The organism is Flavilitoribacter nigricans DSM 23189 = NBRC 102662 (assembly GCF_002646595.1).
Taxonomy (GTDB): Bacteria; Bacteroidota; Bacteroidia; order Chitinophagales; family Saprospiraceae; genus Flavilitoribacter; species Flavilitoribacter nigricans.
Genome location: NZ_PDUD01000055.1, coordinates 17,189 through 38,336, shown reverse-complemented (window position 1 = coordinate 38,336; position 21,148 = coordinate 17,189). Strand labels below are relative to the sequence as shown.

Here is a 21,148-nt window from a genome sequence, read left to right as displayed (position 1 = left end):
AACTCAAAAGAAGCGAAATCCCCCTATTTCCGGGGCTTTTGGCCGAAAATCAGTCTTAAGATCCGGCAATTGATCCATCCGGCAATTTAGGCAAAGTAACGGTTCACAAGCTTCTCTCCGGTGGGGCCAGACAGGAATGGGCCGGTTCCGGAGTGTGTACTCCGGCCGGCCGCAATAATTTTTTCAGTTCAAATATGGATCATTTTAGGATTTTTCCGCCCAAACGGTAGACAAATGGACCAGCATTTCCACCGCTTTTTCCATATCCTGTACCGAAACCCACTCGTGTTTGGAATGGAAAGCGTGCTCACCCGCAAAGATATTGGGGCAAGGCAATCCCATAAAGGAAAGACGGGATCCGTCCGTGCCGCCACGAATACTGGAAGCAATGGGATCCATACCGGCCCGGCGAATGGCTTCTTTGGCGTGCGCTACGATCTCCGGATGCTGATCCAGTACTTTTTTCATGTTGCGGTACTGCTCCCGGATAGAAAGCTCCGCACGGGAACCGGGATATTTGGCGATCACGGCGTTCATGGCTCCCCGGAGTACGGCTTCGTGTTGTTCGAGCCCTTCTTCCGTGAAATCCCGGATGATGAACTGGATCGTGGCCTTTTCGGCGATACCGTTCACACTCACCGGGTGAATGAAGCCTTCCCGGCCCTCGGTTGTCTCCGGAGAGAGGCGATCCTGCGGTAAAGTGGCCAGGATCTCTCCGGCGATCTTAACGGCGTTCTCCAGTTTGCCCTTGGCAAAACCCGGGTGCGCACTCACCCCGTAGATGGTAATGGTGGCACCATCGGCAGAAAAGGTCTCATCTTCCAGCGTTCCCCGCTGCTCCCCGTCCACGGTGTAACCGAAGTCGGCTCCCAGTTTTTCGATATCTACCTTATCCACACCGCGGCCGATCTCCTCGTCGGGGGTAAACAGGATCCGGATCTTACCGTGTTCAATTTCCGGGTGATTGATCAGGTGATGGGCGGCGTCCATGATCTCCGCCAGTCCGGCTTTATTGTCCGCGCCTAGCAAGGTAGCCCCACTGGCCGTGACGATGTCGTTTCCGATCTGATCCTTCAGATGCGGGTGATCATCCGCGCGGATCACCTGACTGGGATCGTCCGGCAGGATGAGGTCCTGCCCCTGATAATTGCGGTGTATGATGGGTTTGACGTCTTTGCCGCTGGCGTCCGGGGACGTATCCATGTGGGAACAGTAACAGATGACGGGAACCTCCTTATCGACGGTAGCTGGTATGGTAGCGTAAACGTATCCGTGTTCGTCCAGGTGGGCATCGTTGATCCCCATCTCCTGCAGTTCTATGACCAGCAGGCGGCCCAGATCCTTTTGTTTGGCGGTGGAAGGACAGGTATCGGAAGAAGCGTCGGATTGGGTATCGATCTTAACGTAGCGCAGGAAGCGGTCCAGTACGGTATGCTGAATGGTCAGGGACATGATGATATGGTTGGTACACGGCCGGCTCTTGTTGGTCGTAGTCTGCCGTGGCGTATTAGACAAAATGGGCTGTCCCTGCAAATGTAAAATTTCCCACTAAATATACGTGGGCTTTAGCGGGCTTTATAAAAACACAAAACCCATAAGTCAGACTTATGGGCTTTGTTAGGGAGAAGATCCAAAAAAAGATGGCAATTAATATACGTTCTCGCTCTGCCTGCCGGGAATTTTCAAAAAACCTACCCCACCCAAGAGCGGGGTAGGCGATGGCATATTCCTATGCAGGAACTAGAGCTGATTTAAGAAGCATTTTAAATCTTGCATCGATTCTTTAAGATACCGGCTTAACCGTTTTGATGATCCGGGCTGCCACTTTGTAGGGGTCAGCCGCAGAGTTCGGACGACGGTCTTCCAGGTATCCGTTCCATCCGTTGTCTACCGTATAGATAGGAATCCGGATAGAAGCACCACGGTCAGAAATACCATAGCTGAACTTGTCGATGGACTGCGTTTCGTGCAGACCGGTCAGACGCATGTGGTTGTCTGCACCGTATACATCGATGTGCGCTTTGATGATATCTGCTGGTGCAAAAGCGTTACAGATCTTATCGTAAACTGCCTTATCACCGGCAGTTCTCAAAGTAGTATTAGAGAAGTTGGCGTGCATACCGGAACCGTTCCAGTCACCTTTGACCGGCTTACAGTGCCAGTTTACGGCTATACCGTAAGCTTCAGCCGTTCTTTCCAGCAGGTAGCGAGCTACCCAGATCTGGTCACCTGCAGACTCTGCACCTTTGGCAAAGATCTGGAATTCCCACTGACCAGCAGCTACTTCGCCGTTGATACCTTCAACGTTCAAACCGGCATCCAGGCAGAGGTCCAGGTGTTCTTCAACGATATTCCGGCCGTAGGCGTTGGTAGCACCAACGGAGCAGTAGTAAGGTCCCTGCGGAGCGGGGTAACCATTCTCGGGGAAGCCCAGAGGCTTGTTGGTTTCCGGATCCCAAAGGAAGTATTCCTGCTCAAAACCGAACCAGAAATCGTCATCTTCATCGTCAATAGTAGCGCGACCGTTGGTCGGGTGCGGCGTACCATCAGCGTTAAGTACTTCAGTCATTACGATGTAGCCGTTCTTACGACCCGGATCCGGGCAGATGAATACCGGCTTCAGGAGGCAGTCAGAAGCACCACCTTCTGCCTGTCCGGTTGAGCTACCGTCGAAAGACCACATTGGGCAGTCTTCTAGTTTTCCACTGAAATCCTTAACAATCTTCGTCTTGCCCCGTAATCCTTGCGTTGGTTCGGAGCCATCTAACCAGATGTACTCTAGCTTTGCTTTAGCCATTTTTTAAATTGAGTTTTAATTAAGTTAGCGAATATGCCTAAAAAGCGATTATTCTTAGAAGGAGTAAACAGCCGCCAGAATAAATGCAGGCAGGCTACCTACTGCCATACCTTCGTCATCTTGGAAGATATCTTCGCTACCCAGGTCAATCCGGAATTCAGGAATCAAACGCAAGTCACCAATTGTGATGTTACCAGAAGCAGTCAGAGCAATGATACTCGGCTCGTCGGAGACGTCTTCACCACCGTCCGGTGCGAAGTACTCACCACGCAGACCCAGTGCGAAAGTTTCGCTGGTCGTGATGGTCGTGTAAAGAGCCGTACCGAAGAAACCACCTTGAGATCTGCCGTCGATGCTGGTGCCGTAGTTCGCTACGTTTAGACCCAGCATGAAGCTTTCAGATACTTCGTAAGTAGCAGTAAGGTCGATCTCGTATTCGTTCAGATCGTTATCACCCAGTTCTGCTTCCTTACCGGTGATGAAGTTCAGATATGCACTCAAAGAACCGGCGGTTGCGGAGAGTTGAGCACCAATGTGCTTTCCTCCTACCGGATCGAATTTGGCATCCGTATCGTTGAATACACCCAACATAGCACCGAAGTTTTCTCCCAGTGCAAAGTCAGCTTTCACACCAGTGTGGTAGAAAGGACCGTTGGAGAACAGGTAAGAAGTACTGTAATTCACGTTACCCGGGGCGTCGATCAATTCGTAGCCCACGAAGGTACTAAAATTACCGAAAGTGAAAGTGACAGCGTCGGATGGCGCGTAAGTTACGTACAACTGCTTGATGGCAGCGGTCAGTATTCCTTCGCCGGTTCCGTTAGCAGCTTCGGCGCGCGGACCCCAGGCCAGGTCGGCAACAAAGCCCACTTTTTCTCCTTCTTTGGCCACTACTACGTTGGCCATACCTAAAGTGAAGGCGCCACTTACATCGGTGAAAGAAGTAGGGAAGCCCACTCCGTTGAATCCGGCCAGGTAATAGCCGTCTACAAAACCGGAGATCATCAGGTCTTCGTCTACTTTTTCAGCGTCTTCTTCCTCTTCTTCAGTAGCTTCCGTTTTTTCAGTTGTCGGTTCGGTCGTTGCGACCTTAACCGGTTCCGTGGTTCCCTTTGTAACCTCGGCGTATGTTTCCTGAGCCCCTAGATTGAAGGTAAATAATACCAGGGCAACAATAGTCAAGTATTGGATCGTTTTCATGTTGCTTACTATTTGATTGTTAATGAATAATACCGCAATAGGGTATAATAGCTGCAGCATCCGGCAGGGCCGGCGTACAGGATTCATGAAAACGGTAAACCAATATCAAAAGTCAATTTTCGAGGGTGTTCTTATAGTTTGGAAAATAGTCCCGAAAGATTAACTTTGCTTTGCATTTATAGGATTCGGTCTACCGTTTTCTGTAAAGGAGCTCCCGGATGTTGGCGCAAACCGGGGGCTTTTTTTTTGATGATATAAGCGGTATCAACTGCAATCTTAAAAACAACTTCAATTTCAGCGCTTCCGTCCGGTTGGCCCTTCAGGGCGCATGCAATTGAAGTTGTTGTTCTGCGGTTGAACTAAGTGTGTGTTATTATTAGTTGAAAGCAATTTGATCTCCGGTCGCTTCCGGGTATGCTTCCATATCGTGCTCGCCGATGTCCAGTCCTTTGATCTCTTCTTCTTCGCTTACGCGGATTCCCATCGTCGCCTTCAGGGCGTACATCAGGCCGAAAGAGAAAGCAAAAGAGAAGGCACATACTGCCAGAGCACCGATCAGTTGAGTTACGATCTGACCAACTCCGGCCATAGCACCGAAGATACCTACCGCCAGGGTTCCCCAGATACCACATACCAGGTGAACGGAAGTAGCACCTACCGGGTCATCCACTTTCAGTTTGTCGAACATAACGACGGAGAAAGGAATAATGGCACCGGCGATCAGACCGATCAGGATGGAAGAACCGGGTAGCATCTGGTCCGCACCGGCAGTGATACCTACCAGGCCACCCAGGATACCGTTGAGTACCATAGAAAGGTCATGGCTCTTGAACAACATCCAGGATACGAAGAAAGCACCGATCGCACCGGCGGCAGCCGCCAGGGAGGTCGTTACAAATACCAGGGATACGGCACCCGGGTCAGCAGACAGTACGGAACCGCCGTTAAAGCCGAACCAACCGAACCACAGGAGGAATACTCCGATCGCAGCCAATGGCATGCTGTGTCCGGGAATGGGTTTGATACCGCTATCGGTATATTTTCCACGGCGTGGGCCGAGCACCAGTACGGCAGCTAAAGCAGCAGCACCACCGGCAGCGTGTACCAGCGTAGAACCGGCGAAATCGTAGAAGCCCATTGCGTCGAGCCAGCCACCACCCCACTTCCACATACCCGTGATCGGGTAGCTGATCGCTACGAAAAGAGTAGCGAAAACCAGGAAGGGTTCGAGTTTGATCCGCTCGGCAACTGCACCGGAAACGATGGTAGCGCAGGTAGCGGCAAACATGCCTTGGAAAATAAAGTCTGTCCAGTAAGTATATCCGGCATCGGCGTATTCGATCAGACCAGCGGCACCTTCGGGCATATCCAGGCCGAAACCGGCAAAACCGAAGAATCCACCGGCGAAATCACCACCGGGATACATTAAGTTGAAGCCGCATATCCAGTAGGTAATGAGGCCGATCGCGATGATCATCGCGTTTTTAAATAGAATGTTTACTACATTTTTCTTTTGCACGAAACCTGCTTCCAGAGTTGAGAAGCCAAGGTGCATGATAAAAACCAGTACGGTAGAAACCAACATCCAGACGTTGTTAGCGGTAAAAGTTGCTTCTAAAGCTGCCTGTTCCATATCCGTCATTTGTAATCGTTAAGAAATATAATTCGAATTCTGCGGCCACTGTATCTTTCGGCTATTTAGGGTAGCAAAAGACATAGGCCAGTCACCCCAAGTGCGGATCACTTGGGAAAGCCCGATGTAGATCGGGAGGCTAATTTGATTACTTTATGGTGTAGGGATTTTTATTTTTGGGATCGGGAGTTACAAACGCTGATAATTTGGTCAATTATTTTGGTGTGGTTAGTGACAATGCGTTTGTCTCTTATCGGTGAGCAGAAGGAAAGAATCAGCTAGTGCCCTGCTCGGTTGTTTTCATTCAGAATATGCCAATCGATTTTTTTTGCTGTCCGATTAAACAGCTTCGGGTCCGGTTTCTCCGGTTCTGATGCGTACGCAGTGAACGGCATCGAGGACAGTAATTTTACCATCTCCGACCTCACCAGTGCGGCCAGCTTTCATGATGACATCAACGACTTCGTCTGCTTTTTCGTCGGAACAAAGAATATCCAACTGTAAGCGAGCGATATAATCGGAATCATATACACTTCCGCGGTAAACCATTTTGGTCCCTTTTTGCAGACCAAAACCTTTAACATCCTGCAGTGTAAAGAACTTAACTCCGATCTCAGCCAGTGCATCACGAACTTTGTCGAATCGGGAAAGCCGAACGATTGCTTCGATTTTCTTCATAATTGCTTAAATTTGTGAGTATAGAAAATTCGCTCAGCTTGTTCAGCCTCAGTTTTTAGGCGCCTATTGTCGTATTGGCCAAATGCTGTTATCTCGTATTGATGAAACAAATGTAGGCCCGAAGCTAAAGGCATCTTAATCTATTTTGTAGTACTTTTGTGATACTCAAAGCGGTCCTGACCAATATAAAGCACTCATATTCAAGGAACTAGAAACACATTCTTTGTCATGTCCAATGCACAAAAGGACCAATTATTTTTGCTGATTAATTCACTATCCAAAGCCGAAAAGCGCAATTTCAGGCTATACGCCACCCGCAATCAAAGCGGGAAGGACGCCAAATTCGTGCAGCTTTTTGACGCTCTGGACAAGCTGGATGATTTTGATGAACAGGCGGTCCTGAAAAAGCTGCCTGCCGTAAAAAAACAACATCTTCCCAACCTCAAACGCCATCTCTACCGACAGATCCTGACCAGCCTGCGGCTGATCCATATCCAGAAGAATATCGATATCCAGATCCGGGAGCAGATCGATTTTGCCCGGATCCTCTACGGCAAAGGCATGTACATGCAGAGCCTGCGTATACTCGACCGCATCAAGCAGATCGCTATCGAACACCACCAGGATCTCCTGCACCTGGAGATACTCGAATTTCAGAAACTGATCGAAGCGCGGCACGTTACCCGCAGTCGGGCCGTTGAGCATAAAATGGACGTGTTACTGGGCGAATCCGAAACCCGCTGCACGGTTACCTATTACAGCAATCTGCTCTCCAACCTGAATATTAAGATCCACGGCTGGTACATCGACCGGGGGCACGCCCGGTCCGCCGCGGAAAAAGACGAGATCAAGGCTTTTCTCGATCAGCACTATCCGGAACACCTGCACGTCACTACGCGGAAAGAAACGTTCTTCGAACGGGTCAATCTTAACCAGATCTATCTCTGGTTCCACTACATCAATCAGGATTTTCTACGCGCAGAAGAACAGGCTAAACAGTGGGTCAATCAGTTCTTCCGCAATACCCAGATGCAGGAAAAGGATCCCGATCTCTATATGCGGGGACTGTATTATCTGCTGGTCTTTCTTTTCATCAATCAGGATAAAAAAGAACACGCCTATTATCTGGATCAGTTTGTGGAGTATGTGGAAGATGCGGATTCCTATCTGAATACCAATTCCCGCATGGTCGCCAGCTTTTACCTCAATCTTTCGCGGATCAACCATCTGCTCCTGAACGGCAATTACAAAGGGGCAGATAAGCTCATTCCCGGGATCGAAGAGGAGATCGATCTCTATCAGCACCACGCCGATCGTTACCGCGTCCTGTTGTTCTACTATAAATTCGCCTGGATCAAATTTGCCCTCGGGGAATTCGACAAAGCCCAGGATTACCTCAACGAGATCGTACTGGTCAAAAACGATGTGCTCCGGGAGGAACTCTATTACTTTGCCCGGGTGCTGCAGCTGCTGTGTTTTTACGAAAACAACGATTACGATGTGATGGCCTACAACCTCACCTCCCTGCGGCGCAGTATGGGGCGGAGCCATCATACCGATAAACTGCTGCAGACCACGACCTCCTTCCTGAAAAAGATCTGCGAAACGCCCGAGTCCGAATCACTTGAGCTTTTCCAGCAACTGGGGCAGGAACTGGACAAACAGAAGCACAAACCGGATAATCAGAAATCCCTGATCTACCTCAATACGCCACTGTGGGTGAAAAGCCGGATCAAGGGATGTACCATTTCCGATATCTGCGAAACGGAATCGCTAACGGTTTCCGGATGTTAGTTTAACATTGGATCTGGAAAAGCTTTATTGGGATTTTTCCTCCAATCCCTCACTTCCATTTGCGTGGGTTCGGGATAAAACGGACCTTTGGGGAAAGCCTGAAAGACCCACTATGATCCGATTTACCGCAGCCCCGTTTGTCTGGCTGACCATCCTGGTGTACAGCGCCTCGCTGCCGGCCCAGACGGATACCCTGCCTGAGATCCCGGAATCATCCCGCCGCCTGCTGGAAGATTACCTCCAAAACAGCGACGAGGAGGGCGATTTCGATTTCAATACCATTTACGAGAATCTGGATCGCTATCTCGAGCGGCCGCTCAACCTGAACGAAGCCGGTGAAGCCGAACTGCAGGACCTGCGATTGCTTTCCGATGTCCAGATCCTCAACTTCCTACGCTACCGCGAACTGGCCGGTGAACTGGTCTCTATCTACGAATTACAGGCAGTGCCCGGGCTCGACCTGGCCACCATCCAGGCCATCCTCCCCTACGTCAGTATCGGTGGTGATACGGATGACTATCAGGAATCTTTATCCGATATGCTGCGGGAAGGTAAAAACGAGCTCTACCTCCGATGGTCGCGTTTCCTGGAACCACAGCGGGGCTACCGGCCACTCGCCGAAGGGGAAAGCGGGAGCCGCTACGAGGGAGATCCCAACCAACTCTATCTCCGCTTCAAACACAGTTACAGCAACCGCCTGAGCTACGGGTTTACGGCCGAAAAGGACCGGGGAGAGGCTTTTTTCCGGGCCAGTAATAAAAAAGGATTTGATTTTTATTCGGCCCACTTCTATCTCCGCGATTACAACCGTACCCTGAAAGCACTGGCCCTGGGCGATTACACCATCAGTCTCGGGCAGGGGCTGATCCTCTTTTCGGGATTCGGCGCCGGAAAAAGCGTGCTGGCTACTTCCGTCAAACGCGGCGGACGCGTAGTACGGCCGTACACTTCCGTCAATGAAGCCAATTTTATGCGGGGAGCGGCCGTCAGTCTGCAGTTTGGAGAACGCTGGTCTTTGACGGCGTTTGGTTCCTACCGGGGCCGGGACGGCAACCTCAGCCCGGCCGATACGCTCGATGTAGACCAACCCGTACTGAGCTTTACGTCTCTCGACATGGATGGCCTCCACCGTACTCCCGGCGAGATCGAGGATCGGAATGCCCTCTACCAGCTTTCCTACGGAGGTAGCCTGAAATATCAGTTCGGCAAAGGGCACCTGGCCTTCAACGCACTGGCGGATCACCTGGACAAACCGCTCATCCGTCGCGAACAACCTTATAATCGCTACTATTTTGCCGGGGATCACGTAGCCAACGCCAGCCTGGACTACGCCTACCGCTGGCGAAATTTCCACTTCTTCGGCGAAACGGCCATCGGCAATAACGGAGTGATGGCTACGGTGAACAGCGTACTGGCCGGACTGGATCCCAAACTGGACATCGCTCTTGTCCACCGCCATTTTCCGCGGGACTACGTAGCCCTGAATGCCAATCCTTTCGCCGAAACGACCGGTGCCCGCAACGAAGCGGGGATGTACTTCGGCATTATCCTGCGGCCGGCCGGTGGCTGGCAAATAAGCGGCTATTACGATCTGTGGCGTCATCCGTGGCTGCGGTTCAACACGGACGCACCGAGCGGCGGCTACGAGTACCGCTTCCGCATCCGCCATTTTAAAAAGCGGACCTACGAGGCCTATCTGGAAGTGCGGGATGAGGTCAAAGGCCGCAATGTGTCCCTCTTCGATACCAAAACCGACTGGCCCGTGCCTTCCCGGGTATTTCAGGCCCGCCTGCATCTGGCCTACCAGTTGCACAAAAGCCTGGAATGGCGCAGCCGGATCGACATTGGCTTTGCCGATAATGAGATCAATGAGTTACAACAGGGTTTCGCCATTTATCAGGACCTGCTATTCCGACCGATCGGGTTTCCGTTGTCTTTCACCACCCGTTTTGCGCTTTTCGATACCGATGGTTACGCGATCCGCTTCTATTCTTATGAGAATAATCTGCTGTATAGTTTCTCCATACCGGCCTACTACAATCGCGGGAGTCGCTTTTACCTCAACCTACGCTACAAAGGGATCCGCAAACTCACCCTGGAAGCGCGCATCGCCCAGACCTACTGGTGGGATCAGGAAAATATCGGAAGTGGGCTCGAACAGACCGATGGGCCGGTTCGCACCCAGGTGGCGGCACAGTTGAAGTATCAGTTTTAGGGAGGCAAGGTACCTTTACGCCAGTGCCTTCTTGATCAGATCCAGACTTTCCGGGGAATAATCCAGTTTCAAAGCGGCCTCATGCCCTTTTTCGGACATCTTGCGCCAGGTTTTCTGGACGATATCGATGAGTTTTTCTTCTTCGTACTTTTGAGAGAAAGGTTCGAAATAATACTGCAGGAAGACCAGGCAGATCACATCTTCCAGGGTTTGGGTATCCGGATCCCGGCGAAGTTGTTTTTTCTGCAGTAGAAATTTGACCCGCTCGATGGTCTCTTCATCGTAGCCTACCTGTTGGAGGATGTTTTCCGCCTGTTCGGCGTGGTATTTTTTGAGCTCATTGCGCCAGGCGTGGTAACCGGGCCGGTCCATCGGATAGGTCTCCCGCGGGATCTCCCAGCGTTTAATATGTTGGCAACGGGCTGCCAGCTGTAGTGCTTCCGGAGCATCGGGTGCAAAAGCTTCCAGACAATCCGTCATCCGTTCGGCGTATAACATTTCTTTGGGGTAGGTATTCCCCTTCCACTCTTCCTGATTGGGATCCTGGCTGTTGGCCAGATCAAACTGGTGAATGGCCGCTTTAAATTTATCAGTCTCGATCATGCCGCTAATTCTATTCTGGTGAAGATGTTCCCCACGGGGACTATCGCTTAGCAAAATAAGAAATTGTAGGATAGAGCGGTGGCCTTTTAGTTAAAATGCAAATAGCCGGACCCGCTTTTCGGGTCCGGCCGAGAGTTTTCGTTTGAACATATTTTTCCAAAACAGGTCCGCTGATGAGCCTATTGAAGCCCTTACGCACCGTTTGGACGGGTATTACCCTACAGATTTCTTACGATCAGCTTGACCCGATAAGATTCATCTGGTATTTCGGTCGTGCCGATGGGCGCCGGGAACACGTCGAGTAATTCGATCTCCTGATCACCGACGACGGCTTTGGATAGGCCGAGCTGTTCGTCATTCGGCAGCCCCAGCGTGATTAAATTACCTTCTACCTCCAATTGAATATCCACCCTTCCGGCCCAAATGCAATCTACCGTGGTAGGACAACGGGAATCCTGAATTTCTCCGGTGAAGGTGATGTCCAGCGTTTCACAGTCCGTAGACTGATCGTACCACAGCCAAAATGGCGTGCCGATCTCGCAATCAGGTGGTGGCAGATTGTCCGGTTTAAAAAATTCACAGGCGGGGCTTAGCAGCACCGCAGCCATTAAAAAGAGGCCTAAAATGCTTTGCGTTTTCATTCGGATGATGTTTTTAAGTTTCGATACCTGTTTAGACGGGATCCCGGCCGGAAGTGGTTGGGAAATGGAAAGATTTTAGGAAATCATTAACGGATCGAAGCCGGGATCGGATTGGTTAGAGTGCTTCCAATTGGAAGTCATCGACCGCTCCCAATCCCTTAAAGGTCAGGATCACGCCGACGATCTGCCCGTAATCTTCCGCAAAGTCGATCTGGCCGATCTCCTGCTTATTCAACCGTATTTTCCCCCGCTGTTGTTCAACCCGCAGTTCGATTTCCTGCCAGTCGTACACATTGGTGCCAAATGCGGAGAGGTCCGCATCCCGGGCGCTCCGGAACTGCTCGCCCAGGCGCAGATCCAGATTCGCCACACAGCCCTTGGGAGTGAACTGAACATAAGAAATATCCTTTTCCGTGACGATCATGATCTCCATCAGCGGGCAGACGGTATTGCGCAGGCTGTCGATGCGCATGGTGGTTTTCAGTTGAAAATCCGAAAGGGGTACACTGCCGAAATCCCGCACCTGGTAGTAGCGCACGTAAAAATCGCGGTCCGTGTCGATGCCCAGGTCGGACACCAGTTCCGGATTCAATTGTAATTTCCCGTTCCGACTGATCGAATCCGTCGGTAAGTAGGTAGGGATGTTGTCCCTGAGGTCGTACTTGACGATGCCCAGCCAGTCCTCCGATTTAATATGGACGGGCTGAAATTTGATAATGGAGGTATTGGCAATGAGACGGGCGTAGTGAAAACCCGGCGTATAGTAGATAGTCGAGAAATGATTTTTAGTCGGATCGATCCGCACCTTATTACGCGGGTTCCAGGACTGCTGAATAAAAAAACTGTCGGCCTCCACGTCACTGACATCGTAATTAAAGATCACGGTATTGGGTACTCCCGTCGATACCATTTTGTCGGCGGTGAACAGGATCTCCCCTTCGATATTGACCGGCCGTTCGATAGTGATCAGTTTCGCCAGTGCGCTCTGGGTATTACGGTCAAACACCACCAGGAACAGCAGGGAGCACAGGATCAGCGGAATAACGATCGGCATGTAGTTTTTCGCTTCCTGGATCACCGGAAGTGCGTCGTTGTCATCATCCGAAACTTCCTGTTTAAATGCGGGCCAGTCTTCGTAGCCCAATACGGACACCAATGCGTTCAGCGTGGCCGGATGGGGCGTTTTGTCGTAGCCCTTCTTCCAAATCCTTTTCAGGGTGGAAGTACTGATCTTAATTCCGGAATTTTCTTCAATACTGGTGGCCAGGTATTCAAAATCCCGGCTGCGCAATTTGCCGGTCTCTGATCCCAATTGCAGTTGCTCGGCAATCTTTGCTTTACAAATCTGAAGATGATCCTTTTCGGCAACCGTAGACATGAGTCGGATGATTATTAATGAATTTCACTGGTGATTTGCTTATTCACCGGCATTTGGGCCCTAGCGCAGGTAGCGTTTCGGGCCATCGGTACTGAGGTAAGATTGGTTTGGTCCCGACGTTCTAAAAACAGGCATGATCAAACCCCTTTACCTCAAGTATAAAATTACAAATTCCCGGATGAACCAAAAATGCCCCAAACTTGAACGGGGCTTTTTTTGGATCAAACCCGCATTAAGGTACTACTTGCAGGAAAAACAAAACTGTTATTATGATCAATCGAATTATTTATCCGACTATCCTGCTGATGTGTTCTATGCTTCTCCTGCAGGCCCAGCAGGTCTCCGTACCTTTTGACAGCGAGCAATGGGAACTGGGAGCCACCAAAACCAACATAGAAATGTACCAGGGCAAAAAGAGTCTGGCGCTATCCGGTGGAGCCATTTTCCTGTCGGAGCCGTCCTTTTTTAACGGGACCATCGAAGTTGATGTAAATTTCCCGGACCAGCTCAATTTCTTCGGCCTCATTTTCCGGGCCCGGGACGAGGGTAACTACGAGCACTTCTATCTCCGCCCCCACCAGACCGGCAAACCGGATGCCAATCAGTATACGCCGCAGTTTAACGGTTTCTCCGGCTGGCAGCTGTACCACGGCGAGGCTTATAGTTCCCAGTTGGACCTCGTTCCCGACCAGTGGCACCACCTGAAGATCGTGGTCCGGGGCAACCAGGCCACCGTTTACTACGACGATATGAACCAACCTCTGCTGGAGATCCCCGAACTGAAAGGCAACTTCTCCGCCGGTAAGATCGGGATAAATTCCGGACAGCCCGTGCATTTTGCCAATTTCAGCTACGAGCTGGATAACCGCTCCTACCCTACTCCCGTCTCCGACGAAACAACTGACCCGAAAGTGATCACATCCTGGCAACTCACTGAAGCACTGAAGAATGATGACTTTGCGAATCCCACCCAGGTAAATAGTAGCCTGCTCCAATCCGTTCAGTGGACCAAATACCCTACGGAAGCCGGAGGTTTGCTCAACATCGCCCGCCACGTTGTGCCGGACGAAGGAAAAACCACGGTGGTGGCCAAACTGGAAGTGACCGCCAACCAGGATGAGATCAAAGGTCTTGCCTTCGGATACAGCGACGAAGTACTGGTGTACGTGAACGGAAAACTGCAGTACGCAGGGCAGAACAACTACCGCTCCCGGGATTTCCGCTACCTCGGTACCATCGGATATTTTGATGCCGTATTCCTGGATCTGAAAGAAGGCAAGAACGAGGTGTGGTTCGTGGTAAAGGAAAATTTCGGCGGCTGGGGGATCCAGGCCCGGTGGTTCTGAATTCGCTGAACGCCATCCAAACCGTCACTTTCATTCATCCAATAATTGCACAAGTTAACATCCATGAAAGCTTTCACACTCTCCCTGTTCCTGCTTTGTTTTTGCTCGCTCAGCGCTCAGGAAACCGCCCAGAACATTCCCTATGGTAATAACCCGGCTGCCGGGCATTACCTGGAAATAGCCGGCACCCGACTGTACTATGAAATTTACGGCGAGGGCGAACCACTACTCATGCTGCACGGCGGCGTTTATGGCTACATCGATGAATTTACCCCGCTGATCCCCGAACTGGCCAAACAGTACCAGGTGATCTGCCTGGCCACCCGGGGCCACGGTAAATCCGAGATCGGGCACCAGCCGTTTACTTACCGCCAGCGGGCCGGGGACGCCTACGAGCTAATCCAACATCTGAAACTGGAAAAGGTCCGGGTGATCGGTTTTAGCGACGGCGGCACCACGGCGCTGCACCTGGCGGCCCTTCATCCCGAAGCGGTGTATAAGCTGGTGGCTATGGGGGTAGGTGAGATACCAGCGGGCAGCCGGGAGGAAAGTTTCAGCTATTCAGCGGAAAGCCTGCTGACCGAAGCTAAAGCCTATTTTGAAAGTAGGCTGGAGTTGATGCCCGAACCCGACCGCTGGGACGAAAGCCTGCAAATGCTGAACCAATTGTACAACAACGCCGCTCTGGACGCCGGAACACTCAAAAAAATAAAGTGTCCCGTACTCCTGATGAATGGCGATCACGATCAGTATTATCCCATTGCGAAAGTAGTACGGGCTTACGAGGCGGTCCCGGCCGGACTTCTTTCCGTGATCCCCGGCTGTGGTCACGTTATTTTTTACTGTAATCTACCGGCCGTACTCGCTGGTATTACGCCCTTCCTGAAAGATTAGCAGCCCACTAAAAACATCCCATACGAAGGCAGAAAGGCACCATCTTCGGAGATCCCAATCGATAAAGTTGATGAAATCCGGGCCTTTCCCGCCTTTGTATGGTTTTCCGGCTATAGATACTGCCACCGGGATTTTATCACAGCGGATACAACAGATATTTCTGCCGGATCTGCCGGTATTTTTCCAGACCCTCCTGCCAGCCGGCGCGGATCTCCGCTTCCGTTTTTCCGGCAATGATCTGTTCGCGCAGGTCTTTCCCTCCGGCCAGCGTATCGAAATACTTTTTAAAGAATTTATCCTTATCGGGAAAATTCCGGTAGAAGTCGATCAGGTAACTGAGATTGAGTTGGCCCTGCTCTCGAACAGTCTCCGTATCGATCACCGTGAGGTCATAACCGTGGCACTCCTCCCCTTTTAGTTTCGGGTTGGAGGCACCCGGACCGGGAGTCGGGGTGAAGGTATATTCGGCAATGTCTGCAGGATAATCCGGGTGCCCGTACACCTGAAACTGCTTATCCGTGCCCCGGCCCTCGCTGGCGATGGTGCCTTCAAAAAAACAGGTGGATGGATACAGGTAGATGGAACGCATATTCGGCAGGTTCGGGGAGGGGCTAATGGGTAATTCATAAGCCGTCTGGTGCGTATAGTTCTTACACGGGATCACCGTTAGCTTGCACGTGCGGCCATCCGTCAGCCAACCTTCTCCGTTGACCATTCCCGCGTATTCGCCTACGGTCATACCGTGTACGACCGGTATCGGATCAAGCCCAACGAAGGATTTGAATTCGGGATCCAGTATGGGGCCGTCCACGTAGTGCCCGTTCGGGTTGGGGCGGTCCAGGACCATGAACTGTATCCCCATTTCCGCACAAACGTCCATCACGTGGTGCATGGTGGAGATGTAGGTATAAAAGCGGGCCCCTACATCCTGAATGTCGAAGATCACCCAATCCAGCCCTTCCAGCTGACTGGTCTGGGGTTTCCGATTCTTACCGTAAAGGGAAACTACCGGCAGGCCCGTTTCGGGATCCTTGCCGTCTTCCAGATGTTGTCCCGCGTCCGCCGTTCCGCGGAACCCATGCTCCGGGGCAAAGATCGATCGGACCGCGATATCGTTTTCCAGCAGAATGTCGACCAGATGACGGTCCCCTACCACGGAGGTATGGTTGACCACCACACCCACCGTTTTTCCGGCGAGGGCCGGCAAATAGGCCTCCAGCTGCGCGGCGCCTACCTCCGGATCGGCCACCGTTGCGGGCGTATCTTCCGGGCCGGCTTCGACCGTATCTTCGGGAGAAGTAGCGGTGGTACAATTAAGTTGGAAAAACAAGAGAAAAACAACAAAAATTTTTACCTTTATCATATTTAGAACTTTAAATCGTAATTTTCCGTCGCCGTTTTTAGCGCACCGTTTATAGTTGATCGTACTTACAAGAAACTACCACTTACAACTTATTGACTTACAAAGAGCATGTCCAAACGCTACGCCATAGTAGATATTGAAACTACCGGAGGTCGGGCCTCCCGCGATAAAATTACTGAAATTGCCGTTGTCATCCACGACGGGCAACGCATCATCGATTCTTTTGAAAGCCTGGTCAATCCGGAGTGCTATATTCCCTACGGGATCACCCAGCTGACGGGCATTACCCAGGAAATGGTGGCCGACGCTCCGAAGTTTTACGAGATCGCCAGGAAATTTGTCGAAATAACGGAAGGGGCTGTATTCGTGGCCCACAATGTACGATTTGATTACGGATTTATCCGCGAAGAGTTCGCCCGTTTGGGATATACCTATTCCCGGCGGCAACTCTGTACCGTCCGGCTGAGCCGAAAATCCTTTCCGGGCTTGCCGTCCTACAGCCTGGGCAATCTTATCCGGCATTTCCGCATTCAGGTAAACGACCGGCACCGGGCCATGGCCGATGTGATGGCTACCGTGCAGCTTTTCGAACGCATTTTGGATCAGGAAAAAAGCGAGCAGGAGATCAAGCAGATGGTCAATCTCGGCATCCGGGAGTCCAAGCTGCCCAAAAATCTGAGTATTGAAAAGATCCACGCACTGCCCGAAGATTGCGGTGTCTACTACCTGCACGATGAACAGGGACGGGTGGTTTACGTCGGAAAAAGCATCAATATCCGCAAGCGGATCGCTGAGCATTTTGCCGATCAGACGGAGAAGGCCCGCAAATTGCAGGAGCGGGTACACGATATCAGTTACGAGCTGACGGGGAGCGAGCTGCTCGCCCTACTGCTCGAATCCTTCGAGATCAAACGACTGAGCCCACCGGTAAACCGGGCCCAGCGCATGCGCAACTTTCCCTTTGTGATCCACTATTACCACAACGAAGCGGGTTATCTGTGCTTTGAAATGGCCCGGGTGGCGGCCCGGGAGCGAAAAAAACTGCAGCTCGTTTCCGAATACCCGACCATGAGCCGGGCCAAAAGCCGGCTGGAATACATCTTCCGAGAATACGAGCTCTGCGCCCGGTACTGTCAGCTGGACAGCAGCCGCGGCCCCTGTTTCCATTTCCACCTGCAACAGTGCCGCGGAGCCTGCGCGCACGTAGAATCACCGGAAGAATACAACCTCCGCGCGGCCGAAGCGCTCGAACGCCTGTCCACCATTTTTGAACAGGATTTCTTTATCCTCGATAACGGCCGGCACCGGGATGAATATTCCGTCGTACACATCCAGGACGGCGCGTACCGGGGTTTCGGATACATTGGTCAGGACGATAACCTTTCGGTCACAATGCTCCGGGATGCCATTAAGAACTATCCCAGCAGCCCAGAAACCACCCGCATCATTCAGCGGTATTTGCACCAGAATCCCAAAATAAAGATCATCAAATGCCGGTAGCAGTTTCTTAGATACGTTCCAGATATTCCATTAAATGTTGACGGTAGTTGCCGCCGATCGGGTAAGTTTCGCCGGAGAGAGAGACCTCGCCGGTGGAAAGGTCCACACTTTCGATCATGGGGAGCTGTACGATATAATTCCGGTGGATCTGGCGGAAGAGCAATCCGGATAATTTCTTTTTGATCTTGCGAAGAGAGATCTTCACCGCGTGCCGCCGCTGTTGGGTAATGATCACGCAGTAATTGCCATCGGCCATGACGGCGATAATATCGCGCTGCTTGACCTTCAACAGTTTGTTATTGTTCTTGATGAAAAAGGAACTGCGCAACTCCTCCTCTTCGCGCCAGCTCCGAATAATACGGAGCACTTTTTGATCCGAATCGGAACAAAGCAGCACCATTTCGATCAAACAACGAAGCTGTAACACGGAATACGGTCGCACCAGATAGCCGACCGGCAGTATATTCCGGTAGTAGAAATATTGCTTTTCATCGGCGTCGGTAGCCAGAAGGATCTTTTTTCCACTTCCTTCCAACAGGATCCGCTCAATCAATTTATCTTTCCGTTGTTCGTTTTTCAGATCGATCAGCCAGACATCCGGCTGTTGTTCTTCCAGGACCTTTTGAACCTCGGTCGCTGAAAGCACAGTAAGTCGCCAGCTAAGTTCCTCCGAAAACTTTTCGAGATGTTTCCGGGTGACCGGATCATCTCCAATATAAAGCACGGTAATGTTATTCATAGTATGGACGATACATTGGGCCAGTCCCCTTGGTTAGTGTTTGTTTATGGTTTTCAGCGGCCCTGTAATTGAACGGCGAAGTGGCCGACGAACAGGCCACGAACATGCAATTCAATCGTTTGGTAAAATAGCATTACGAAATTTAATAAAGGTTACGATCCGCAAAATGAGGTGATGAAATGCCCCTTTTGGTTGATAGATTGCAGAGAGCGGTGTAAAAAGCCAACATTGGTTTTAGAGAATAGGTGTGATATTCCGTCGGTTTAAGGCCTCCTGGTTCGGAGGATCTTCTACTAAAATAAAGTTGCCGGCTTCAACAGCAAGCTGTATTCCACCGGCAACCGTTCCCCCTTACTAAAATTCTTAGGGAGTCATCCGATACCAGGTATCGGTGACTACTATATTTTTTTTGTTAGTGTTGATTTTTGGATAACAATGTACCCTATCCTCATTGAGCTGAGGACAGCCAAAAAAGCTTGAGATAGTTTTTGGAAAAGCTAAAGTATATTGATCTGATCCATCAGATCAGAACGAAATGTTCGTCCGATCGGCAAGGTAGTGGAACCTACTGAAAGTTCATTAGTTTGAACATCAATTTTTTCTACATTTTTCAGCCGGACCACGTAACTTTTGTGGATTCGGACGAAATGTCCCTTCGGCAGCTTCTTAACCAGTCGTTTTAGAGAGGTTTTCAGCGCGAATCGCTTTTGGTCAAGATGGATGTAACAGTAGTTGCCGTCGGCGTGTATCCAGCGAATTTCTTCGACTAGGATCTTCTGTAGATGATTTTGGACCCGGACAAAAACGCTTTGAGGTGCAGGAGCAAATAGTTCGTAATGATGGTTTTTAATACTCTCATTGGTAGTGTAAAGTTCAGTAGGCATAAGTTTTTGCATCTTAGATGAAGTTAGTGCAACTGATTTCAATCAGTGTCGATAGTACGTATCAGTTTCTTACTTTTTCAGACGCCCTTCTTCCAGTTTGGTCACATTCGAAACGAATGTTTTTTCGTTTTTTTTTGTTTTACTTTTCGTTCACCGGCTTTTCGGCATACGATCCGGTTGGCCTATTGTCCACCTATCCCCTTCTCATTCAATTTCTTAAGCTGCACCCCATCCTTTCGGACCTGGCGGCCACTCCGGTAAAATTCCAGACTGACCCGATCTCCCGGATTATAGCGTGCGATCTGTTCCTGCAGTTCGGGAACCGAAGGTGTAGGCACACCATTGATACTCACGATCACGTCACCGGCCCGCAGATCGGACTCCGAGGCGCCTCCGCCTTCCGTGACATTGCGGATCAGGACACCGGCTACATTCGGAAGTTTTTTGTCGGCTGCGATCTCGGCCGTCACCTCATCGATCTGAACGCCGAGGATGGCCCGCTGGACTTCTCCGTACCGCATCAGGTCGGTAATGACCTTTTTTACCAGATTGGACGGTATGGCAAAGGAATAACCTTCGGACAGGCCGGATTCGGTAATGATGGCCGTATTGATGCCGATCAGTTCACCGTTGGTATTGACCAGAGCGCCCCCGCTGTTTCCGGGATTGACGGTCGCATCCGTCTGGATGAAAGACTCCACGGCGTAGGAACCGGTCAGTATATTGATGTTACGGGCTTTGGCACTGACGATGCCGGCCGTAACGGTAGAGGCCAGATTGAAGGGGTTGCCCACCGCCAGCACCCATTCGCCCACGTCCACCAGATCGGAGTTGGCGTAGCTCAGCGGTTGCAGATTGATCTCATCGATCTTGATCAACGCCAGATCCGTTTGCGGATCCTTACCCACCACCATCGCCGAGTAGGTGCGCCGGTTGTTCAGGGTCACATCGATCTTGGATGCATCCTGGATCACATGATTGTTGGTAATGATGTAACCTCCCGAAGAGATGATCACGCCCGATCCGCCGGACAGGCGATAGCCCGTCGCACCGCGGGAAACGATATTAACCACTGCGGGAGTCACCCGGCGGGAAATAGATCTGAAATCCAGCACGGTGGTCAGATCATTGGAAAGCGCTCCGGGGGAGCGGTTGACCGGCTTTTCGATCTCGCCTTCGTAATTGACGATCCGGGCCGTTCGCTGGTCATTGACCTGGATCACCATTTGCGGAGGAAAGAAATAGCTGAAGAGCATAAAGCAAATAGCCGTGGAAAATAAAGCAACTAAAGTATGGGTAAAAATACTTCTCATAGAGTCACACAGTATTTGACAGGTGGTAATTGAACCACTCCGAAAATATAATAATTTTCGCAAATTATCGCGTTCAGCCTGAACTGAATAGCGTTAAAAAGTTTTTTTCGGAAAAGAATAGCTGTTGTTACTATGCTCGGGTCAGCAGATGTTTATGGTCGATCAATTCT

At 50.9% G+C, this 21,148-nt stretch carries 17 protein-coding genes; 5 read left to right on the top strand and 12 right to left on the bottom strand.

The features are described 5' to 3' along the window. Positions 1–204: 204 nt before the first annotated feature. The 5 genes from pepT to CRP01_RS37175 all read right to left on the bottom strand — a co-directional run bounded on the left by pepT (position 205) and on the right by CRP01_RS37175 (position 6,308). Positions 205–1,452, bottom strand: coding sequence for a peptidase T (gene pepT / locus CRP01_RS37195; RefSeq protein ID WP_099155177.1), 1,248 nt, complete (start codon positions 1,450–1,452; stop codon positions 205–207). Positions 1,453–1,783: 331 nt separating this feature from the next. Continuing rightward, positions 1,784–2,797, bottom strand: coding sequence for a glutamine synthetase beta-grasp domain-containing protein (locus CRP01_RS37190; RefSeq protein ID WP_099155176.1), 1,014 nt, complete (start codon positions 2,795–2,797; stop codon positions 1,784–1,786). Positions 2,798–2,851: 54 nt separating this feature from the next. Beyond that, positions 2,852–3,997, bottom strand: coding sequence for a porin (locus CRP01_RS37185; protein ID WP_170110713.1), 1,146 nt, complete (start codon positions 3,995–3,997; stop codon positions 2,852–2,854). 376 nt (positions 3,998–4,373) lie between these two features. Continuing rightward, positions 4,374–5,630 carry an ammonium transporter gene (locus tag CRP01_RS37180; protein WP_099155203.1) on the bottom strand — a complete coding sequence of 419 codons (1,257 nt, stop codon included), beginning with the start codon at positions 5,628–5,630 and terminating at the stop codon, positions 4,374–4,376. Positions 5,631–5,969: 339 nt separating this feature from the next. Further along, entirely contained in the window at positions 5,970–6,308 is a 339-nt protein-coding gene (locus tag CRP01_RS37175; protein ID WP_099155174.1) for a P-II family nitrogen regulator, read from the bottom strand. 228 nt (positions 6,309–6,536) lie between these two features. Here CRP01_RS37175 and CRP01_RS37170 point away from each other — a divergent pair, with 228 nt between their 5' ends. Further along, entirely contained in the window at positions 6,537–8,102 is a 1,566-nt protein-coding gene (locus CRP01_RS37170) for a hypothetical protein (RefSeq protein WP_099155173.1), read from the top strand. A 112-nt stretch (positions 8,103–8,214) separates the two neighbouring features. Beyond that, on the top strand, positions 8,215–10,317 hold the full coding sequence (locus CRP01_RS37165; protein WP_099155172.1) for a ComEA family DNA-binding protein: 2,103 nt from the start codon (positions 8,215–8,217) through the stop codon (positions 10,315–10,317). A 15-nt stretch (positions 10,318–10,332) separates the two neighbouring features. On the opposite strand, the gene CRP01_RS37160 is transcribed toward CRP01_RS37165, so the two are convergent. From CRP01_RS37160 to CRP01_RS37150, 3 genes are all read right to left on the bottom strand, one after another. Beyond that, positions 10,333–10,920: a DUF4202 domain-containing protein gene (locus CRP01_RS37160; protein ID WP_099155171.1), complete on the bottom strand. Its 588-nt coding sequence runs from the start codon at positions 10,918–10,920 to the stop codon at positions 10,333–10,335. Between the two features lie 218 nt (positions 10,921–11,138). Then, positions 11,139–11,561 (bottom strand): hypothetical protein, encoded by a 423-nt coding sequence (locus CRP01_RS37155; protein WP_099155170.1) that lies wholly within the window; start codon positions 11,559–11,561, stop codon positions 11,139–11,141. A 115-nt stretch (positions 11,562–11,676) separates the two neighbouring features. Next, entirely contained in the window at positions 11,677–12,939 is a 1,263-nt protein-coding gene (locus CRP01_RS37150) for a hypothetical protein (protein ID WP_099155169.1), read from the bottom strand. A gap of 269 nt (positions 12,940–13,208) precedes the next feature. Here CRP01_RS37150 and CRP01_RS37145 point away from each other — a divergent pair, with 269 nt between their 5' ends. Next, a complete protein-coding gene (locus tag CRP01_RS37145) occupies positions 13,209–14,285 on the top strand; it encodes a family 16 glycoside hydrolase (RefSeq protein ID WP_099155168.1) in 1,077 nt (358 codons plus the stop codon). 63 nt (positions 14,286–14,348) lie between these two features. Then, positions 14,349–15,179 (top strand): alpha/beta fold hydrolase, encoded by an 831-nt coding sequence (locus CRP01_RS37140; RefSeq protein ID WP_099155167.1) that lies wholly within the window; start codon positions 14,349–14,351, stop codon positions 15,177–15,179. Between the two features lie 136 nt (positions 15,180–15,315). On the opposite strand, the gene CRP01_RS37135 is transcribed toward CRP01_RS37140, so the two are convergent. Continuing rightward, a complete protein-coding gene (locus tag CRP01_RS37135; RefSeq protein ID WP_099155166.1) occupies positions 15,316–16,542 on the bottom strand; it encodes an exo-beta-N-acetylmuramidase NamZ family protein in 1,227 nt (408 codons plus the stop codon). A 108-nt stretch (positions 16,543–16,650) separates the two neighbouring features. Here CRP01_RS37135 and CRP01_RS37130 point away from each other — a divergent pair, with 108 nt between their 5' ends. Next, a complete protein-coding gene (locus tag CRP01_RS37130) occupies positions 16,651–18,042 on the top strand; it encodes an exonuclease domain-containing protein (protein ID WP_099155165.1) in 1,392 nt (463 codons plus the stop codon). Positions 18,043–18,049: 7 nt separating this feature from the next. On the opposite strand, the gene CRP01_RS37125 is transcribed toward CRP01_RS37130, so the two are convergent. From CRP01_RS37125 to CRP01_RS37115, 3 genes are all read right to left on the bottom strand, one after another. Next, positions 18,050–18,781: a LytR/AlgR family response regulator transcription factor gene (locus CRP01_RS37125; protein ID WP_099155164.1), complete on the bottom strand. Its 732-nt coding sequence runs from the start codon at positions 18,779–18,781 to the stop codon at positions 18,050–18,052. A gap of 497 nt (positions 18,782–19,278) precedes the next feature. After that, entirely contained in the window at positions 19,279–19,665 is a 387-nt protein-coding gene (locus tag CRP01_RS37120; RefSeq protein ID WP_170110712.1) for a LytR/AlgR family response regulator transcription factor, read from the bottom strand. 182 nt (positions 19,666–19,847) lie between these two features. Continuing rightward, entirely contained in the window at positions 19,848–20,978 is a 1,131-nt protein-coding gene (locus tag CRP01_RS37115) for a S1C family serine protease (protein WP_099155162.1), read from the bottom strand. Positions 20,979–21,148: the final 170 nt, after the last annotated feature.